14 protein-coding genes are annotated in these 14540 nt (G+C 57.2%); 11 read left to right on the plus strand and 3 right to left on the minus strand.

Annotated elements, in window-relative coordinates:
* Positions 1-69: 69 nt before the first annotated feature.
* Positions 70-2052: a ParB/RepB/Spo0J family partition protein gene (locus TRIHO_RS05265; protein ID WP_068241012.1), complete on the minus strand. Its 1983-nt coding sequence runs from the start codon at positions 2050-2052 to the stop codon at positions 70-72.
* Positions 2053-2207: 155 nt separating this feature from the next.
* Complete coding sequence (locus TRIHO_RS24355) at positions 2208-2597, minus strand: DUF3768 domain-containing protein (RefSeq protein WP_068241017.1); 390 nt, start codon at positions 2595-2597, stop codon at positions 2208-2210.
* 1374 nt (positions 2598-3971) lie between these two features.
* On the opposite strand from TRIHO_RS24355, the gene TRIHO_RS05280 reads away from it, so the two are divergent.
* From TRIHO_RS05280 to TRIHO_RS05330, 11 genes are all read left to right on the plus strand, one after another.
* The gene (locus TRIHO_RS05280) at positions 3972-4280 is read left to right on the plus strand and encodes a hypothetical protein (protein WP_232367722.1); all 309 of its coding nucleotides are present in this window, start codon (positions 3972-3974) and stop codon (positions 4278-4280) included.
* 73 nt (positions 4281-4353) lie between these two features.
* Positions 4354-4575, plus strand: a complete 222-nt coding sequence (locus TRIHO_RS05285) for a putative periplasmic lipoprotein (RefSeq protein WP_226892491.1) — start codon at positions 4354-4356, stop codon at positions 4573-4575.
* Positions 4575-6038 (plus strand): TolC family protein, encoded by a 1464-nt coding sequence (locus tag TRIHO_RS05290; RefSeq protein WP_027238592.1) that lies wholly within the window; start codon positions 4575-4577, stop codon positions 6036-6038. Before TRIHO_RS05285 ends, TRIHO_RS05290 begins: the two co-directional genes overlap by 1 nt.
* An 11-nt stretch (positions 6039-6049) precedes the next feature.
* On the plus strand, positions 6050-7408 hold the full coding sequence (locus tag TRIHO_RS05295; protein WP_027238593.1) for a multicopper oxidase family protein: 1359 nt from the start codon (positions 6050-6052) through the stop codon (positions 7406-7408).
* A 46-nt stretch (positions 7409-7454) separates the two neighbouring features.
* A complete protein-coding gene (locus tag TRIHO_RS05300) occupies positions 7455-8171 on the plus strand; it encodes a copper-binding protein (RefSeq protein ID WP_027238594.1) in 717 nt (238 codons plus the stop codon).
* 109 nt (positions 8172-8280) lie between these two features.
* A complete protein-coding gene (locus TRIHO_RS05305) occupies positions 8281-8814 on the plus strand; it encodes a cupredoxin domain-containing protein (RefSeq protein WP_027238595.1) in 534 nt (177 codons plus the stop codon).
* A gap of 9 nt (positions 8815-8823) precedes the next feature.
* Positions 8824-10128, plus strand: coding sequence for an ABC transporter transmembrane domain-containing protein (locus TRIHO_RS05310; protein WP_027238596.1), 1305 nt, complete (start codon positions 8824-8826; stop codon positions 10126-10128).
* Positions 10125-10583, plus strand: a complete 459-nt coding sequence (locus TRIHO_RS05315; protein ID WP_036783961.1) for a c-type cytochrome — start codon at positions 10125-10127, stop codon at positions 10581-10583. Before TRIHO_RS05310 ends, TRIHO_RS05315 begins: the two co-directional genes overlap by 4 nt.
* A gap of 76 nt (positions 10584-10659) precedes the next feature.
* Positions 10660-11112 (plus strand): c-type cytochrome, encoded by a 453-nt coding sequence (locus TRIHO_RS05320; protein ID WP_027238598.1) that lies wholly within the window; start codon positions 10660-10662, stop codon positions 11110-11112.
* 154 nt (positions 11113-11266) lie between these two features.
* Positions 11267-12337, plus strand: a complete 1071-nt coding sequence (locus TRIHO_RS05325; RefSeq protein ID WP_096708181.1) for a sialidase family protein — start codon at positions 11267-11269, stop codon at positions 12335-12337.
* 634 nt (positions 12338-12971) lie between these two features.
* Positions 12972-13667: a hypothetical protein gene (locus TRIHO_RS05330; RefSeq protein WP_232367723.1), complete on the plus strand. Its 696-nt coding sequence runs from the start codon at positions 12972-12974 to the stop codon at positions 13665-13667.
* A gap of 517 nt (positions 13668-14184) precedes the next feature.
* Here TRIHO_RS05330 and TRIHO_RS05340 read toward each other — a convergent pair.
* Positions 14185-14442: a helix-turn-helix domain-containing protein gene (locus tag TRIHO_RS05340; RefSeq protein WP_068241013.1), complete on the minus strand. Its 258-nt coding sequence runs from the start codon at positions 14440-14442 to the stop codon at positions 14185-14187.
* Positions 14443-14540: the final 98 nt, after the last annotated feature.

The following is a 14540-nucleotide window of genomic DNA, read 5'->3' on the forward strand; positions in this document are numbered from 1 at the left end:
GATGTCTTTCCGTTGGGTGTGGGAGGGTCGACCCGCGCGGGGAATGCCTCGCGCGGGTCGCATGATGGCTCAGGCCGCTTGCGCGACCTCGCTGTCAGGCTCGGGAGTTTCCGCAGCGGGCTCCGCCTCATCAAAGGCGATACCGGCGGTCTGCATCATCGGCGGGCACCAGGCGGCCACGGCAGCGCGCTGCGCGTCCGTGAGTGTGGCGAAGGGTTCGGCGAAGAGCTTGTCACAAAAGGCGACGATCTCCTTCTTGCTCGATGAGGCGAGCGTCACCGCCTCCTGGGCGAGACCCAGATCCTCACCGAGGATCTTCAGGAGCCAAGCCTTCTTGAAGCGATTGAAGAGCGCCGCGTTCGGCGTCCAGTGGGCGCGGATATCGGGCATGATCTCGATCTCGAACGCATGCATCAGGCTGTCGCGCGATCGGTCCCGCGCGAAGCAGGACTGCGTGGTGCTGGCGGTGGCATAGGCGACGAGCTTGGCCTTCTCGCCGGCCTTCAGCGCGCGAAACGCCGCAAACTGATCGGCGGGCGCGCGGCTGTCATCGAGCCAGGACAGATCAAGCGCATCATGCGCCGCCGCCACCTGCTCAAGCGAGGTCTCGTCGATCTCGTCCATCTTGGCATGGCTGCGGTATTCCTTGCGGGCATCGATCTTGATCGCCTGCGTGACACTCATGCCGCTGGCCAGAACGTCGCTCACCAGCTTGAAGAGCGTCAGATCGAGTGTGGCTTCCGGATGCAGCGCCATCGCGGCCCCAAGCGACATGGCTCGCTCGGTCTTGAGGTCCTCAGCCAGTGAGGCTGGATAGGTGATTTCGCCGGCGTCCGGGGCCTCCTCCCCGGTCGGGCTAGCCGAGGAGCCGCGCGCGCCCTCCTCTTTGACGATGTCCTCGGGGCGCACGAGGCCCACATGGAGCGTCACCTGACCGCCCTGCCACGACGCGATCACCCCAGATCGAGCCAGGTCCTCGGCGCTGTAGGCCTCCTGCAGGTCGCGGGCTTCCTCTTCCAGAGCATCCACGCGGTCGTAGAGGACGTTGTATGCGTCGTCCTCAAGCCCCTCATCCTCCATCTCGAGCTGCAATTTCTCAAGCTCGGCGGCGATCTCATCGATGCGCTTCCGGGCAGCCTCATCGGGCTCGATCGGGCCGGGATAGACGCGGCCATAGTCGGCCATGGTCGCGTAGTCATAGCGCACCATCGCATCGGCCCAGGCAAAACCCAGCCTCATACGGGTCTCTTCGGCAGCGGCACCGAGCTTCTCGAGCAAGATGGTCTCGACCAGAGCCGCATCCTCAAGCACGGAATGCTCATCCAGCAGATCGGCTGCGACGGTGCCGCCGCGCGCCTCGTAGTCTTCGCGCACGAAAGCCCCGATATCGTCGCTGACCTGCACACCGCGGGACTTGAGGGCCTGTCGGACCGTGTAGGCCTGCAGATAGCCGCCGTCTTTCGTAAGCGCCTCGAAAACCTCGCGCTGCGCCTCCTGGCTTGGGTGCTCGGCGAAGGCCTTCATTGTGTCGAGCGTGATCACCTTGCCCCGAGCCGCGGCGCGGATATCGGGGTGGATAAGGCCATAGCGCAACCGGCCTTTCACGGCGGCCACCGTGGTGCCGAAGGTCTTTGCGATCGTCTCGGGCGTTTGGCCATCGACCTCCATCATCCGCGCGAAAGCCTCGAACTCGTCGATGGCATTCATCGGCGCCTGGGTGATGTTCTCGGCGAGCGACAGCGCCGTGGTGACGTCGCTCTCCTCAGGGACAAGGCGGCAGTCCACCTTGGTTTTCGCCGTGAACCCCTTGCTGGCCTTGTCAGCGATCAGCTCCTTCAGGGCTGCATGGCGCCGGCCACCGGCGAGGACAGCATATTTGCCGTCAAGCTTCTGGACCAAGAGCGGCTGGAGCAGGCCCAGCACAGCGATACTGGCCTTCAGATGGGCGATGTTCTCGGGGTCATAGGTTTCCGGCGCGTTGCTGCGCACATTGGCGGGATGCGGGACGAGATCGCCGATAGCGACGGTAAGGGGAGCAAAGCTTGTGGTCATGGGATATCCTTCCAGGAGGGTGAGGTGTGGCCCGCGCGCTCACGCGCGTGACCAATCCCCGGCTTCAGGGATCACCACGACAAAAGGCCCACTTTCCCTTTGAGGGGTCAGCGGGCCTTCATCGTCTCAGATGTCAGGGTGAGGAGTCCCCTGCCCTACCAGTCGCGCGCCAGCATGATGGTCAGCACGCGCATGGTGGTGGCAGGATTGTCCGGGGTCTCAGCCCCATAGCGGAAGTCCGAGTCTGCTTCATAGAGATCGATCTTCCAGAACACGGTCTCTCCCCGGATCTCGACCGCCCCGAAATCGTGCCAGCCCTCGGGATCATTCTCAGGCTCGAACGTGGCAAACTCACCGGTTGCCTTGACCGCCTCGGCCATGAAGCCATCGCCGGCCTCCATAAGCGCGCGGGTGACATGCATGCGGCCCTGGATGGGTTGCGCGGGCGGCACCCCAAGGCATGCGAGCTTGCGAAACGCGTCGTTCTGCACCGCGATCACGGTCGGATCCGGACGGTCTGGCTGGGGTTGAACATTCATGGACATGGGGATCTCCTTTGAGAGGTTTGAAACACCCTTCTCAAAGCCCGCTTTTATTGGCAAGCGACGAACGGTCGGTCCAAGAAATTCCGACTGCCCGAAAGCTGAAACATATAGCGGCAGCGCGCTGATCATTGTCGCATAAAGATAAACTCCGGAGATGTTCTCAAAAAACGCCGAACGCGCAAGGGTTGGGGCAACGACCGACAACGCGGTTGCACGACTGCCCCCGAATGACTCGAACCAGTCGGCAGACAAAACGTAGATCAGTGCGTGGAGGCTTGGAAAGAGAATGGCTCTGAGCAAGATATCCACCAGCACGAAAAACGCCGTATCTCGGCGGGCGACCTTTGGTTTCTGTATCACCGCGAAAAGAAAAAAACTGACATAGTTTATGGCAAAAACTACGGGCAGACCGTTGGTCGTAACTTGCCTCAGAAAGCGGGCCAGCGATGGCCCGCCGGCGGCAAGAGCCGCTGCAAAGCCCGGCGAAAGCAAGATATAAAGGCAGAGGACCGCCAGTAACGCTGCGAGGCTGAATGCCAAGACAATGCTCACAAATTGAACACCGGGCATGTCGACGGAGAAAAACCTCTGCATGTTAGAACGTTGGCACATATACGGCTTGAGATCGAGGATGTTGAACCTGCGTTTGGGAACCAAGCATTCGCTCCAGGTCTTTGGGACGAATGAAATTTAAGTTTCGAAATCTCCTGAACCGCGTTCCATGTCTCGACTGCAGGCCGAGCGACATAACAAATGGTAGGTTACTGCCGGACCTAGTTGCGGAAATGTTGATAGCATTGGAAAGTAGCTTTTCTGCATGTCTTACGCTGGCGGTAATTTTCAGAACGGAATATTCCTATCCGAGTGGGCGGACTCCTTTCAGGGTCTATTGCAATCTGCGCGGAGATCGCGGCCATCGTGCCGCTTCCATGCAAAAGCCCATCATGGCTGCCGACCCAGATGCAAAAGTTTCGTGCGATCTGACTGCACCTATCGTCGGCGTCGACAGCACTCTGGATGAAACTGCATTGGCGGTAGCGATCAGCGACGCGGGCTACAGGTCTGAGAAGCTGGCTGAAGTTCGGTAGCACAAGACGCGTCAGCATCGCTCCGCTGACCGGAGGGGAATATTGGCTCTTTATATGTTTCTGATATGCAACATTTTCTGACGGCAGCGGCCGAATCTCGCCTTTTTCACAAAAAAGCGACAAACCTTCCTGCGCAGGACGGATTGACTGGATTGCTTCGGTATCCGATATCTAGAGCATGAGCTTTCGAGTTTTCATATCATGCTGGTTCAAGACGTTTACGTGCATTGCGTTTGCGTTAGCCTTGGTATTTTCACCACCTTCTGCCGCTCACGCGGCGTCCGGCATGCATGACGGACATCAAGCCAAGTCTATTGTTGTCGTTGGTGCCGCCATGACTCATGACACCGGAAGCGATGCGCATCACGCGCATGAGAAGCTTAGGGTCGCAAGCGACATCGCAGCGTCCGACAAGGATGGCAAAGAGCAACAATCCCAAGAGTGTTGCAACGGTATCTGTATTTCTGTCGTCTTCCTCGAAGACACCAAGATCGAAGCAGAGCCGGTTGGTACAAGTGAATATGTCATTCTCGACGGTCAAACGTATTCGGTGGAAACAGCAGGGTTCCTGCGGCCCCCTCGATTCCTGATCTGAACCGACGCCCAAAACGGGTGTGAGCCTTGCGCAGAGTCTGCGTGAGACAACGTTCACCAATCAGGTTACTTTCATGAAAATTCATCTACTTATGGGGGCTTCGGCCCTCGGGCTTGGCGCATGCGCCTATGAGCCCACCCCGTTGCCGTCCGTCGCGACCCAACAGGCCGTCGTCAACACGGCAGTTTCATCGCCGATCAGCTATCAGGACCCCTTGGCGGGCTACACCTATCGCGGCCCTACAGGTCCCCGCGACTGGCGTTCCGTCAATCAAGAACAGACGGAGGGCAACTGATGCGGGTATCGAAGTTTCCGCTGGTTTTCGGCTTTCCGCTAATCCTGGGTGCCTGTGCTACCGCTGTGCCGGGCATCTACACGGAACCAAAAGCTGGCTTCGCCAATATTTCCAGCCAGGTCACACCAGCCCTCGGCAAACGGACAGCCTTCGCCGAAACCCAGGCCGAAAACGAGGCCTTGAAGAAGCAGGTGCACGCAATGGTGCACCGCAAGACCATTTCGGCGGACACCGCCGTTCAGGTCGCGCTTCTGAACAACAAAGGGTTGCAGGCGTCCTATGCAAACGTCGGCCTGTCTGCCGCAGAGGCCTGGCAGCAATCGATGCCGGAAAACCCAATCGTGTCGATTGGTATACTGGGCATCGGTGCGCCCGAACTGGGTGCCTACAGGGCGATCGAGGGACTGATCCGGTCGAACGTGCTCGATGCCACCACTCGCAAGCAGCGTACGGCCATTGCAGACGCAAACTTCCGGCAGGCTCAACTGAGCGCCGTGAACGACACACTCGCACTGGCCAATCAGACGCGGAAGGCATGGGTCGATGCCGTAGCCGCCTTCGAGGCTGTGAGTTATCTCCGCCGTGCGAAAGCGACGTCTGACGCCGGATCGGAATTAGCGATGAGACTGGGCGAGACCGGCGCGCTTAACACAGCCGGGCAGGCCCGTGAACAGGCATTCAATGCCGAACTCGCCGGACAACTTGCCCAGGCACGCTTGAATGCTACCCGGTCCAAAGAGCAGCTGACCAGGCTCATGGGGCTGTGGGGCACCGAAGTCGACTATTATGTGCCCGATGCTCTTCCTGCGCTGCCGCGTTCCGTCGGCCGTGTGACTGACATCGAAGCGAAAGCATTGCGAAATCGGGTTGATCTGCGCGTTGCCAAACTTGGCCTGGAAGCACAGGCCAAGGCGTTTGGTCTGACTGATCAGACTCGCATTATCAGCGATCTCGAATTCATTGCCGGGTTCGAAGCGGAGCGGGAAATTGAGGACGGAGAAACGGAGACCGTGACCACCCCTCAGGTGGAGGTGGAGTTCGCAATCCCGATCTACGACACCGGGAAGGCACGGATGCGCAAGGCGGAATTGTCGTACCTGCAAGCAGCCAACGTGCTGGCAGAAAGAGCCGTCAACGTCCGGTCCGAAGCGCGTGGTGCTGAAGCCTCCTATCACGCCGCGTATAAGATCGCCCGCCACTATCGCGACGTTCTGGTGCCGCTACGCACGACCGTCGAAGAAGAGGGGCTGCTGTCTTATAACGGCATGATCACCAACACTTTCGAGCTGCTGACAGACGTGCGCGAGAAACTGGGCGCATCACTGGAAGCGGCAAACGCAAAACGCGAATTCTACATGGCACAGGCTGATCTGACCGCTGCGATCTATGGCGGCGGCGAAGGCGGTGGCGGTGCTGGTGGAGAAGGCGCGACACTTGCCGCCGGTGGCGGCGCAGGACACTGAAAGGAACTGACATGCTAAATAGACGTCAATTACTCGGAGCCGGCGCGGCAGGTGCAACGCTGGTCTCTTCGAAAGCCTGGGGTCAAACCCTGAACATGGGCCTGCCCGAAGCTGCCCAAATGGATAGCGCAGCAACGGCGATCACGGCGCGTCCTAGTACCGGGCCGGACTACACACCTGTGGTCACATTGAACGGGTGGACCCTGCCGCACCGGATGAACAACGGGGTGAAAGAATTTCACCTCGTGGCCGAACCGGTAGAACGCGAGCTTGCCGACGGCATGATCGCGCATTTGTGGGGCTACAACGGCCAATCCACCGGCCCGACGATCGAAGCAGTCGAAGGCGACCGGGTGCGCATCTACGTCACCAATAAGCTGCCGGAAGGCACAACGGTGCACTGGCACGGGCTCATTCTTCCTTCAGGCATGGATGGGGTCTCCGGATTGAGCCATCCAAGCATCCCGCCGGGCAAAACCTTCGTCTACGAATTCGACTTGGTGAAGTCCGGAACGTTCATGTACCACCCCCACGGCGATGAAATGACCCAGATGGCGATGGGGATGATGGGCATGTTCGTGGTCCACCCCAAGGATCCCACATTCATGCCGGTGGATCGTGATTTCCTGATCATGCTGAATGCTTTCGACATCGATCCGGGTACCTATGTACCCCGCATCATGACGATGACGGATTTCAACCTTTGGACCTGGAACAGCCGGATCTTCCCCGACATCGATCCGCTGGTCGTGAACAAGGGCGACCGGGTGCGAGTACGGGTTGGGAACCTTACGATGACGAACCACCCGATCCATATGCACGGCTATGACTTCAAGGTCACCTGCACGGATGGCGGCTGGGTGCCGCCTGAAGCACAGTGGCCGGAGGTCAGCATCGACATTCCCGTAGGTGCGATGCGCGCCTACGAATTCGTCGCCGATCATCTGGGAGATTGGGCGATCCATTGCCACAAATCGCACCATACGATGAACGCCATGGGCCATGACGTGCCGACGTTCATCGGGGTGAACAAGAAGCCGCTGACCCAGAAGATCCGTCAATTCCAGCCGGAATACATGCCGATGGGCATGTCCGGCATGGGGGACATGGCAAAAATGGAAATGCCGCTACCCGACAATACCATCCCGATGATGACGGGTTGGGGCCCGTACGGACCCATCGAGATGGGCGGCATGTTTTCGGTCGTGAAGGTGCGGGACGGCATCGACGCGGACGATTACTCCGATCCCGGCTGGTACGAGAACCCTCCGGGCGAGATGGCCTACGAATGGACTGGCGAATTACCCGACTTTGCCTCCAACAACAGCCCCAAAACCATTCTCACACCGAAACCAACCTCGAAGGGCTGAGCGGCCCTTCGTCATCTCCAACCGAACCAACCTACAGGACAATAAAATGAGAAATCTTCTTTTGACGACAAGCTTCGCGATCGCGCTATCAGCACCGGCCTTTGCTGCAGGTACACACGACGGCGGACATGGGGAGACCAAGCCAGCCGCAATGATGGTCGGCATGCCGGGTGACGCCGCCAAGGTTGACCGCACAATCGACGTCACTTTGCTCGAAAACGATGAGGGCCAGATGCTGATCGAGAGTGAGCCGATGGATATCAAGGAGGGCGAAACCATCCGCTTCAACATCACCAACAAGGGTGAGCTGGAGCATGAATTCGTCCTCGACACGGTAGAGCGTAATGCCGAGCACAAGATCGAAATGGCCAAGATGGACATGGAACATGACGATCCGAACCGTATCCGTCTCGATGCGGGCGCCTCGGGCGAAGTTGTCTGGACTTTCGCAAATTCTGGCACATTCGAAGCAGCGTGCCTGATCCCGGGCCACTACGAATCGGGAATGCACCGTGAGGTCGCAGTCGGTGACCAGATGGCTCAGGCTGACGTGGAATACACAAGCGGCACCATCAAGAAAATCGACGCAAAGGCCGGCAAGGTCACAATTATCCACGGCCCTCTCGTCAACCTGGATATGCCGGCAATGACCATGGTGTTCCGCGCCGACGAGGCGATGGTGGCCAAGATGGCGGAAGGTCAGGACATCGAGTTCGTTGCCGACCGGGTCAAGGGTAAACTGACCGTCACGCAGATGAAGTAACTACTAACAATGGGGCCGGGGGTAAACACTCCGGCCCCATCGCCTTGATCGCTTAGCCCAAGCAAGCAAGAAGATCCCATAAAATCAAGCGCTACGGAGGTAGCCGAGCATGAAGAATTTCCTGAGAACCTGCACCATCGCCCTTGCGCTTGTCCTTCCGGCTTTTTCAGTGGGCGCTTCCAGTGGCAAGGGCCAGCAGCCTCACGCGCGAGCCTTCGAAGTGCCTGGCCATGATCCGATCGGGAAACCCGGTGATGGCTCCTCGATCGACAGGACGATTGAAATATCCATACGGGAGACGGAAAGCGGCTACATGCTTTTCGAGCCGGACGCGATCCAGATTGAAAGCGGCTCGGTTGTCCAGTTTTCAATCAGAAATACCGGCGCATTGGATCACGAGTTCTTTCTCGGTTCCTTTGACGAGGTCGCAAAACATCAGCAATGGATGCGCGAACATCCCGATATGCAGCATGACAGCGCCAACTCGGTTTCGATCCCTAGTGGGCAAAATGCCGAGTTGATCTGGGATTTCTCCGATATGACCAACCTGGAGTTCGTATGCTTGATTCCCGGCCACCGGGAAGCGGGCATGTGGGGCGTCATCATCGTGCACGATCACCTTGCGCCGAAGTCCAAGGATTAGACATTTTCAATGTCACTCTTGGATAGGTATCACCTGCTTGTACACGACGTAGCTGCCGCCCTTGGGTACGACTACAGCGATGCCACGCCGGACTGGGTTCATCCGTTCATTCATCTCATACTGGTCTTGGCCCCCGCGCTGCTGATCAGTGTTGGCTCATATCTTGCTATTCGCGGCATTCTGAAGCTTTGGAAGTACCGCAGCACGCCTGCGATCCACCCAGAGCCCATACGAGGGCTCGAAGGAAGTCTTTTCAGCACCGTCTTGCGCTATTCAAGAAGGCAGCAAGCGTTGATGATCGTGGTTAGCCTCATCGCGATGCCTATACTCTATCTGACTTTGGAACTGCCAAAACAGATCGTAAACAACGCTCTGGATTCTGGCCGTTTCCCAGTTGCCGTTTTGGGACGAGACGTCGACCAGGTCGTTTTCCTCATGCTTCTTTGCGGTCTCTACCTTTTGGCTATTATCCTGAATGGGCTAAACAAATATAGCCTTAACGTCTTCAAAGGGTATGTCGCCGAGCGTTTTCTGCGGCGCTTCCGCCTGCTGGTCTATCGGCAATGGCGCAGCGATCCAGACTCCGGAAACCAAAGCGAGATCGTCCCTATTCTCGCACAGGAAGTCGAGCCCATCGGTGGCTTCGCGGCAGATGTCCTTACGCTGCCAATCCTGCAAGGCGGTACGCTTCTGACGATCCTGTTTTTCATGTTCGTTCAGGACCCTGTCTTGGGTGCCGCCGCACTGACGGTACTGCCAATTCAGCTCGTGCTGCTGCCCAAGCTGCAACGGCGGGTCAACGCGCTTTCACGCACCAGGATCAAGGAGGTCCGACAGCTTGGCAGGCAGCTCAGCGATCAATTGCGCGAACGGCAGGTCAATCCGGCCGGGCTGCTGCCAGTAAGCGCAAGTTTTAGAGAGCTTGAGCACGTGCGCAGGAAGATTTTCCGTCTGAAGTTCTTCATCAAGGCCCTCAACAATTTTCTGACCGCGCTGACGCCATTCCTGTTCTACTCTCTGGGTGGATATTTCGTCATCGAAGGGCGGATCACACTCGGCGCGCTGGTGGCCGTCCTGGCAGCGCACAAGGACTTCTCGGCACCGCTGAAGGAACTTTTCCGCTACTATCAGACCTTGGAAGACACCCGAATCCGGTATCACGAAATCACGGCTTTTTTTGCCGGGTCAGGCCACTCGTCCGAAGTGGCCCAGGCTGATGACAGTACGCTGGAAAAGGTCAGCCAATTCGAGCAATCGCCGCTCAGAAAAACGACTTTGCCTTTCGAGGGGCATGGAGACCTCGCTTCACAATGAAGGAGTTTGATAGCATGAAATGGGCAGCAATATTTTTTGCTCTGATCGCCGTTTCTGCGGCAGGATGGTACATCCTGCAGCCGACCCACTCCCAGACGAGTACTCAGACGGACGAAAGAATGGCACTTCCCGCAGGTGCGCTTGCAACTGTCAGGCTGCCCCCAAGTTTCACCGAGCAAGAGCAAATCGGCAAGCGTGCCTATGGTGCGGCCTGCGCGACCTGCCACGGCGTCAATGGGCAGGGTCAGGACGGCGTTGCTCCACCGCTGGTGCACAAGATTTATGAGCCGGGCCACCACGGTGACATGGCGTTTGTCCTCGCAGCACAGAATGGTGTTCGGGCGCACCATTGGAAGTTTGGCAACATGCCAGCTGTCGAGGGCGTAACACGAGCAGAAGTATTGAATATCGTGGCATATATACGGGCTCTTCAAAGGGAAAACGGAATTAACTGAGTGACCTGTCGACCTGAGGCAAAAGCATAACAGCCATCCAGTAGATAATAACTGTCATCAACGGGGAGAGAAACGAATGAAACCTAAATTTATCGCAACGCTAGCATTGGCATTGTCCGGAACAGGTGTTCTCGCCGATGGACATGCAACCGGCGACGCATCGGCCGGAGACAAGGTATTTAACAAGTGCAAGGCCTGCCACTCAATCGTCAGGACGGATGGTGACGTTATCCGAAAGGGTGGCGCGGTTGGGCCAAATCTTTATGGTGTGTACAACCGAACAGCAGGGACCGAAGAAATGTTTGGGAATAAATTTCGGGACTCTATTCGTGAAGCGGGCGAGAATGGCTTGGTCTGGAACGAGAGCGATTTCGTAGCCTATATTGCAGATCCGAAGAAGTTCCTCGCGACTTTTCTGAACGACAGCAAGGCGAAATCTGGCATGTCATTCAAATTGAAGAAAGAAACGGATGCCAAGGCAGTCTGGGCTTATCTCGTTTCGGTTGGACCGGAGGTTGAGGCCGATTAGATTTTTATTCGTTTGCACGGCTCTTTTTATGCTCGGTGCGCCCTTTGTAGCGGCTGAAGATGCCCCTCTGTTTCCAGTCAGACCACTGGTTGCACCGGTTGGGGATCACGCACGTGAACCCTCGCTTTCAACACTGCCCGATGGTCGGATCGTGATGAGTTGGACCGAAGGTAACAACGCCGTTCGGATGGCCCTGTTCGATGGCACCTATTGGACGGAGGCGCGTACAATTCATCAATCTGAGACACTGTTTGTGAACTGGGCCGACTTTCCGTCAGTCGTTGGGCTTAGCGATGGGACGCTTGCAGCGCATTGGTTGGAATTGAATGGGCCGGGCAGCTATCAATACGACGTAAAGATCGCTTTCTCCTTCGATGAGGGTTTGAACTGGACAACGCCAATCATACCCCACGATGACCGATCAAAGCGTGAACATGGTTTCGTGTCGCTAATCCCTGATGATAGCGCTGGTTTGACAGCTCTTTGGCTAGATGGTCGTGCATACGATAATCAAGCCGCAGACGACAGCTATGAGAATGCCATGCAGGTCCGCGCACGTCGCATTGCGCCGGACGGTTCAATGGGACCGGAAAGCCTGCTCGACCCACGCGCTTGTACGTGCTGTCAAACATCGGCCGTCCGCAAGGAAGCAGGTAACATCATAGCGGTTTACAGGGACCGAACAGCCGAAGAAATCCGCGATATTTCGGTTGTCAGGTTGGTCGAAGAAGAATGGACCGACCCCGAAACAATCTACGGCGACGGCTGGGAAATCGCAGGATGCCCTGTCAACGGACCTGCCATCGATGCGTTGGGAACGTACGCGGTAGTCGTGTGGTTCACCGGTGCCAATGGCGAGGCAAAGGCTCGAATTGCGTTTTCCAGGGATGGGGGCGCATCCTTTGAAGACCCGTTGCAACTCGATCTCGGCACACCCGCAGGTCGCGTAGATGTCTTGCAGATGGGTGACGGCAAAGCACTTGCTCTTTGGTTGGAGTATGCGAATGGCGGTGAAGCAATAGTCGTGTGTCAGGTGTCGCCGGAGAGCGGGTGTACTTCGCCACAAGCACTCCACATCAATCGTGGGCGAGAGTCGGTAGGATTTCCAAGGATTACGCGATCAGCAGCTGGCGTTGTCGTTGCGTGGACCGGGTCTGCACAGGGCAACTTGGCGGGGACAACCGTGGTTGGTGTCGAAGTAGCGATACCGTCTCCCGCAAGGTAATCTTCAGGACCAAAGCGACAAGTCGGTTCAAGGCTGTTCCATGGCGGTGAAAGTCAATATTCCGTCCTACTCTTAGAACCCCGCAAACGGATTATTCTAGCCTTGGAGGTTTATCGCTGCGCGAGGATCTCGTAGCCAAACAATCTGGTCACTAGAGCTTCGAAATCGTGAAATCTTTAGATCAAGAGCGCAACAATTGGACCGTCGAGGAATCGCTTCAAGATCGTCGGTAAACCATGGATAAAGATCCCGTCATTATTTACGGGACTGGTGTGATTGTTGTAGGTGCTTCAAGTTGTTGTGCGCCTTACTGTTTTCGAAAACATGCTGCGAAGAGACAGCGAAGGTGGAGTTTGGACTTTGTGACATTTAGCCAGATTGAATGACCGCATTGGCAACTTGAGCTGCAACGCAGCGACAAACCTGCCGCATGCGCGAAGCCGTGCTGCGTCAGCGAAATATGAAAAACGAATGACGGCATTGTCCCGCGATGTGCACCTTTACCAAGCATAAGCGAAGGTCGGCATTAGCCGGAGAAGAAATAACATAAACTTCATTATGCGACTTTATACTTAGCGTTGCGATAGTATATTATTGTATGTATGCTGAACTCCTATCACGGAGGCTCCACAGCATGCGCCATTTACTCAAGAAGCTCCTCCCCTCGGTCGCAGTCGCTTTGACCGTGACAGGTTCTTCGCTGCCAATACCCGCCCGCGCGCAGACATACCCGATCGATTGCGCGATCCTCTTGTGCCTGTCTGGCGGCTGGCCTGCTTCCGTCCCTTGCGCCCGAGCCCGCGCCGAATTTATCCGGCGGATTACACCTTGGCCGGTCGAACCACCGCTGCAAATCTGGCGCTGTCCCATGGGCGCCTCCTACGAGAACGATCGGTTACAAAACAACGCTGGCCGCATCTTTGAAGCCTTGTACCGAACCGACAGCCGTCGACCGCTTCAATCCTTGCCAGTAGATAATCTCGTTCCCACCGACCTCGCCCTGCGGCTCGTTCAGGACCGCGCGGACATCGATATCAGCGGGCCAGAGTTCAATTTCGTGCGGTCCATCCGCGTCTTCGATGTACGGTATGCACGACAGCACGAGTCCGGGCGCGATGGGGATTGTAACCGAAGCGCGACCGTGGTCCTCGGCACCTACGGGACCCAAGGCGATTTCTCATGGCAGCGATCTTCGATAACTGCCCTGCCCGAGGCCCATGTGGGACTTGAACGTTGGGGCGAGCATTGCCCTGGCATTTATCACCGATCCGTCTTCGTCGATTGGCGTGACTATGACGGCAACTACGGGTTCGAGCAGGTGAACTACTGACCTGCCGCTACGTAGATTTGTCATGGAAGACGGCTTCTTTGGCTTGCACGACCGCACCGCATACGCTTCGCGGTCCACATGCTGTTTGGCGTTTAGGCAAACACCGCGGGTTCGCTCTGTTCACCCGTCGTCGCTTCTTCCGATCCTCGTCAGCGCATCGAAGTCGATTTCTTGCTTCTGTTCGTCACTTATATCCGGCCGGGTTTCCGATACCGGCTGGGGCCCTTGGACGTCCCACATCACCGCATGTGAGCCTGTCCTCCAGCGATAAACCCAACCAACAACACTGCACCCATCGGTCCCGATCAGATTGGCGATCGCGACGCCCTCACCCTTATCTTCGTTCACTGTTTACTGGCTTCCTGCACTGCGGCGCTGCGAATTGCGGCGTGGGGTTGCAGAGCGTTCACTACGACCGCGCGCCGGGCTTCTTTGATGTTGGCTAACTGGTCCTCGATGAGGAAATGATCATCAGACCGGGAAAGTGGGTTCCCGTGTTCTCAACAATTCATTGGCTTCAAATCCTGTGGTCGGGCTCCGTGGCGGCTTCGACGATCGCCAAAACATCGAACGGGTCAAAGCCGATGGCGCGCGCCAGAACGACCAGTTCGACGACGTCGATCCGGCGTTCGCCGCTTTCGAGGCGTGCCACGAGAGATTGATGGCACTTGAGCCTGTCCGCCAAGTCGTCCTGGCCCAAGCCTGCGCTTTTGCGCGCGTCGACCAACGCCTGGCAGAGTGCCACCTGCCCTTTGCTTCTGATTGTTTTTGCCACGCGTCACATACCTTTTGTGACGTCGCTAGCGGATGAAATCTGTTATCTAAAAAGTAGATATTTGAGGGTGTTTTCGGCGTCTGGTTTCCATGGGCTGC

The organism is Tritonibacter horizontis (genome assembly GCF_001518015.1).
GTDB classification, from domain to species: domain Bacteria; phylum Pseudomonadota; class Alphaproteobacteria; order Rhodobacterales; family Rhodobacteraceae; genus Epibacterium; species Epibacterium horizontis.

What these genes read in the sequence shown, in the direction of transcription:
- TRIHO_RS05265 (WP_068241012.1), bottom strand. Translation starts at nt 2,052, where the DNA reads ATGACCACAAGCTTTGCTCCCCTTACCGTCGCTATCGGCGATCTCGTC.
- TRIHO_RS24355 (WP_068241017.1), bottom strand. Translation starts at nt 2,597, where the DNA reads ATGTCCATGAATGTTCAACCCCAGCCAGACCGTCCGGATCCGACCGTG.
- TRIHO_RS05280 (WP_232367722.1), top strand. Translation starts at nt 3,972, where the DNA reads ATGCATGACGGACATCAAGCCAAGTCTATTGTTGTCGTTGGTGCCGCC.
- TRIHO_RS05285 (WP_226892491.1), top strand. Translation starts at nt 4,354, where the DNA reads ATGAAAATTCATCTACTTATGGGGGCTTCGGCCCTCGGGCTTGGCGCA.
- TRIHO_RS05290 (WP_027238592.1), top strand. Translation starts at nt 4,575, where the DNA reads ATGCGGGTATCGAAGTTTCCGCTGGTTTTCGGCTTTCCGCTAATCCTG.
- TRIHO_RS05295 (WP_027238593.1), top strand. Translation starts at nt 6,050, where the DNA reads ATGCTAAATAGACGTCAATTACTCGGAGCCGGCGCGGCAGGTGCAACG.
- TRIHO_RS05300 (WP_027238594.1), top strand. Translation starts at nt 7,455, where the DNA reads ATGAGAAATCTTCTTTTGACGACAAGCTTCGCGATCGCGCTATCAGCA.
- TRIHO_RS05305 (WP_027238595.1), top strand. Translation starts at nt 8,281, where the DNA reads ATGAAGAATTTCCTGAGAACCTGCACCATCGCCCTTGCGCTTGTCCTT.
- TRIHO_RS05310 (WP_027238596.1), top strand. Translation starts at nt 8,824, where the DNA reads ATGTCACTCTTGGATAGGTATCACCTGCTTGTACACGACGTAGCTGCC.
- TRIHO_RS05315 (WP_036783961.1), top strand. Translation starts at nt 10,125, where the DNA reads ATGAAGGAGTTTGATAGCATGAAATGGGCAGCAATATTTTTTGCTCTG.
- TRIHO_RS05320 (WP_027238598.1), top strand. Translation starts at nt 10,660, where the DNA reads ATGAAACCTAAATTTATCGCAACGCTAGCATTGGCATTGTCCGGAACA.
- TRIHO_RS05325 (WP_096708181.1), top strand. Translation starts at nt 11,267, where the DNA reads ATGAGTTGGACCGAAGGTAACAACGCCGTTCGGATGGCCCTGTTCGAT.
- TRIHO_RS05330 (WP_232367723.1), top strand. Translation starts at nt 12,972, where the DNA reads ATGCGCCATTTACTCAAGAAGCTCCTCCCCTCGGTCGCAGTCGCTTTG.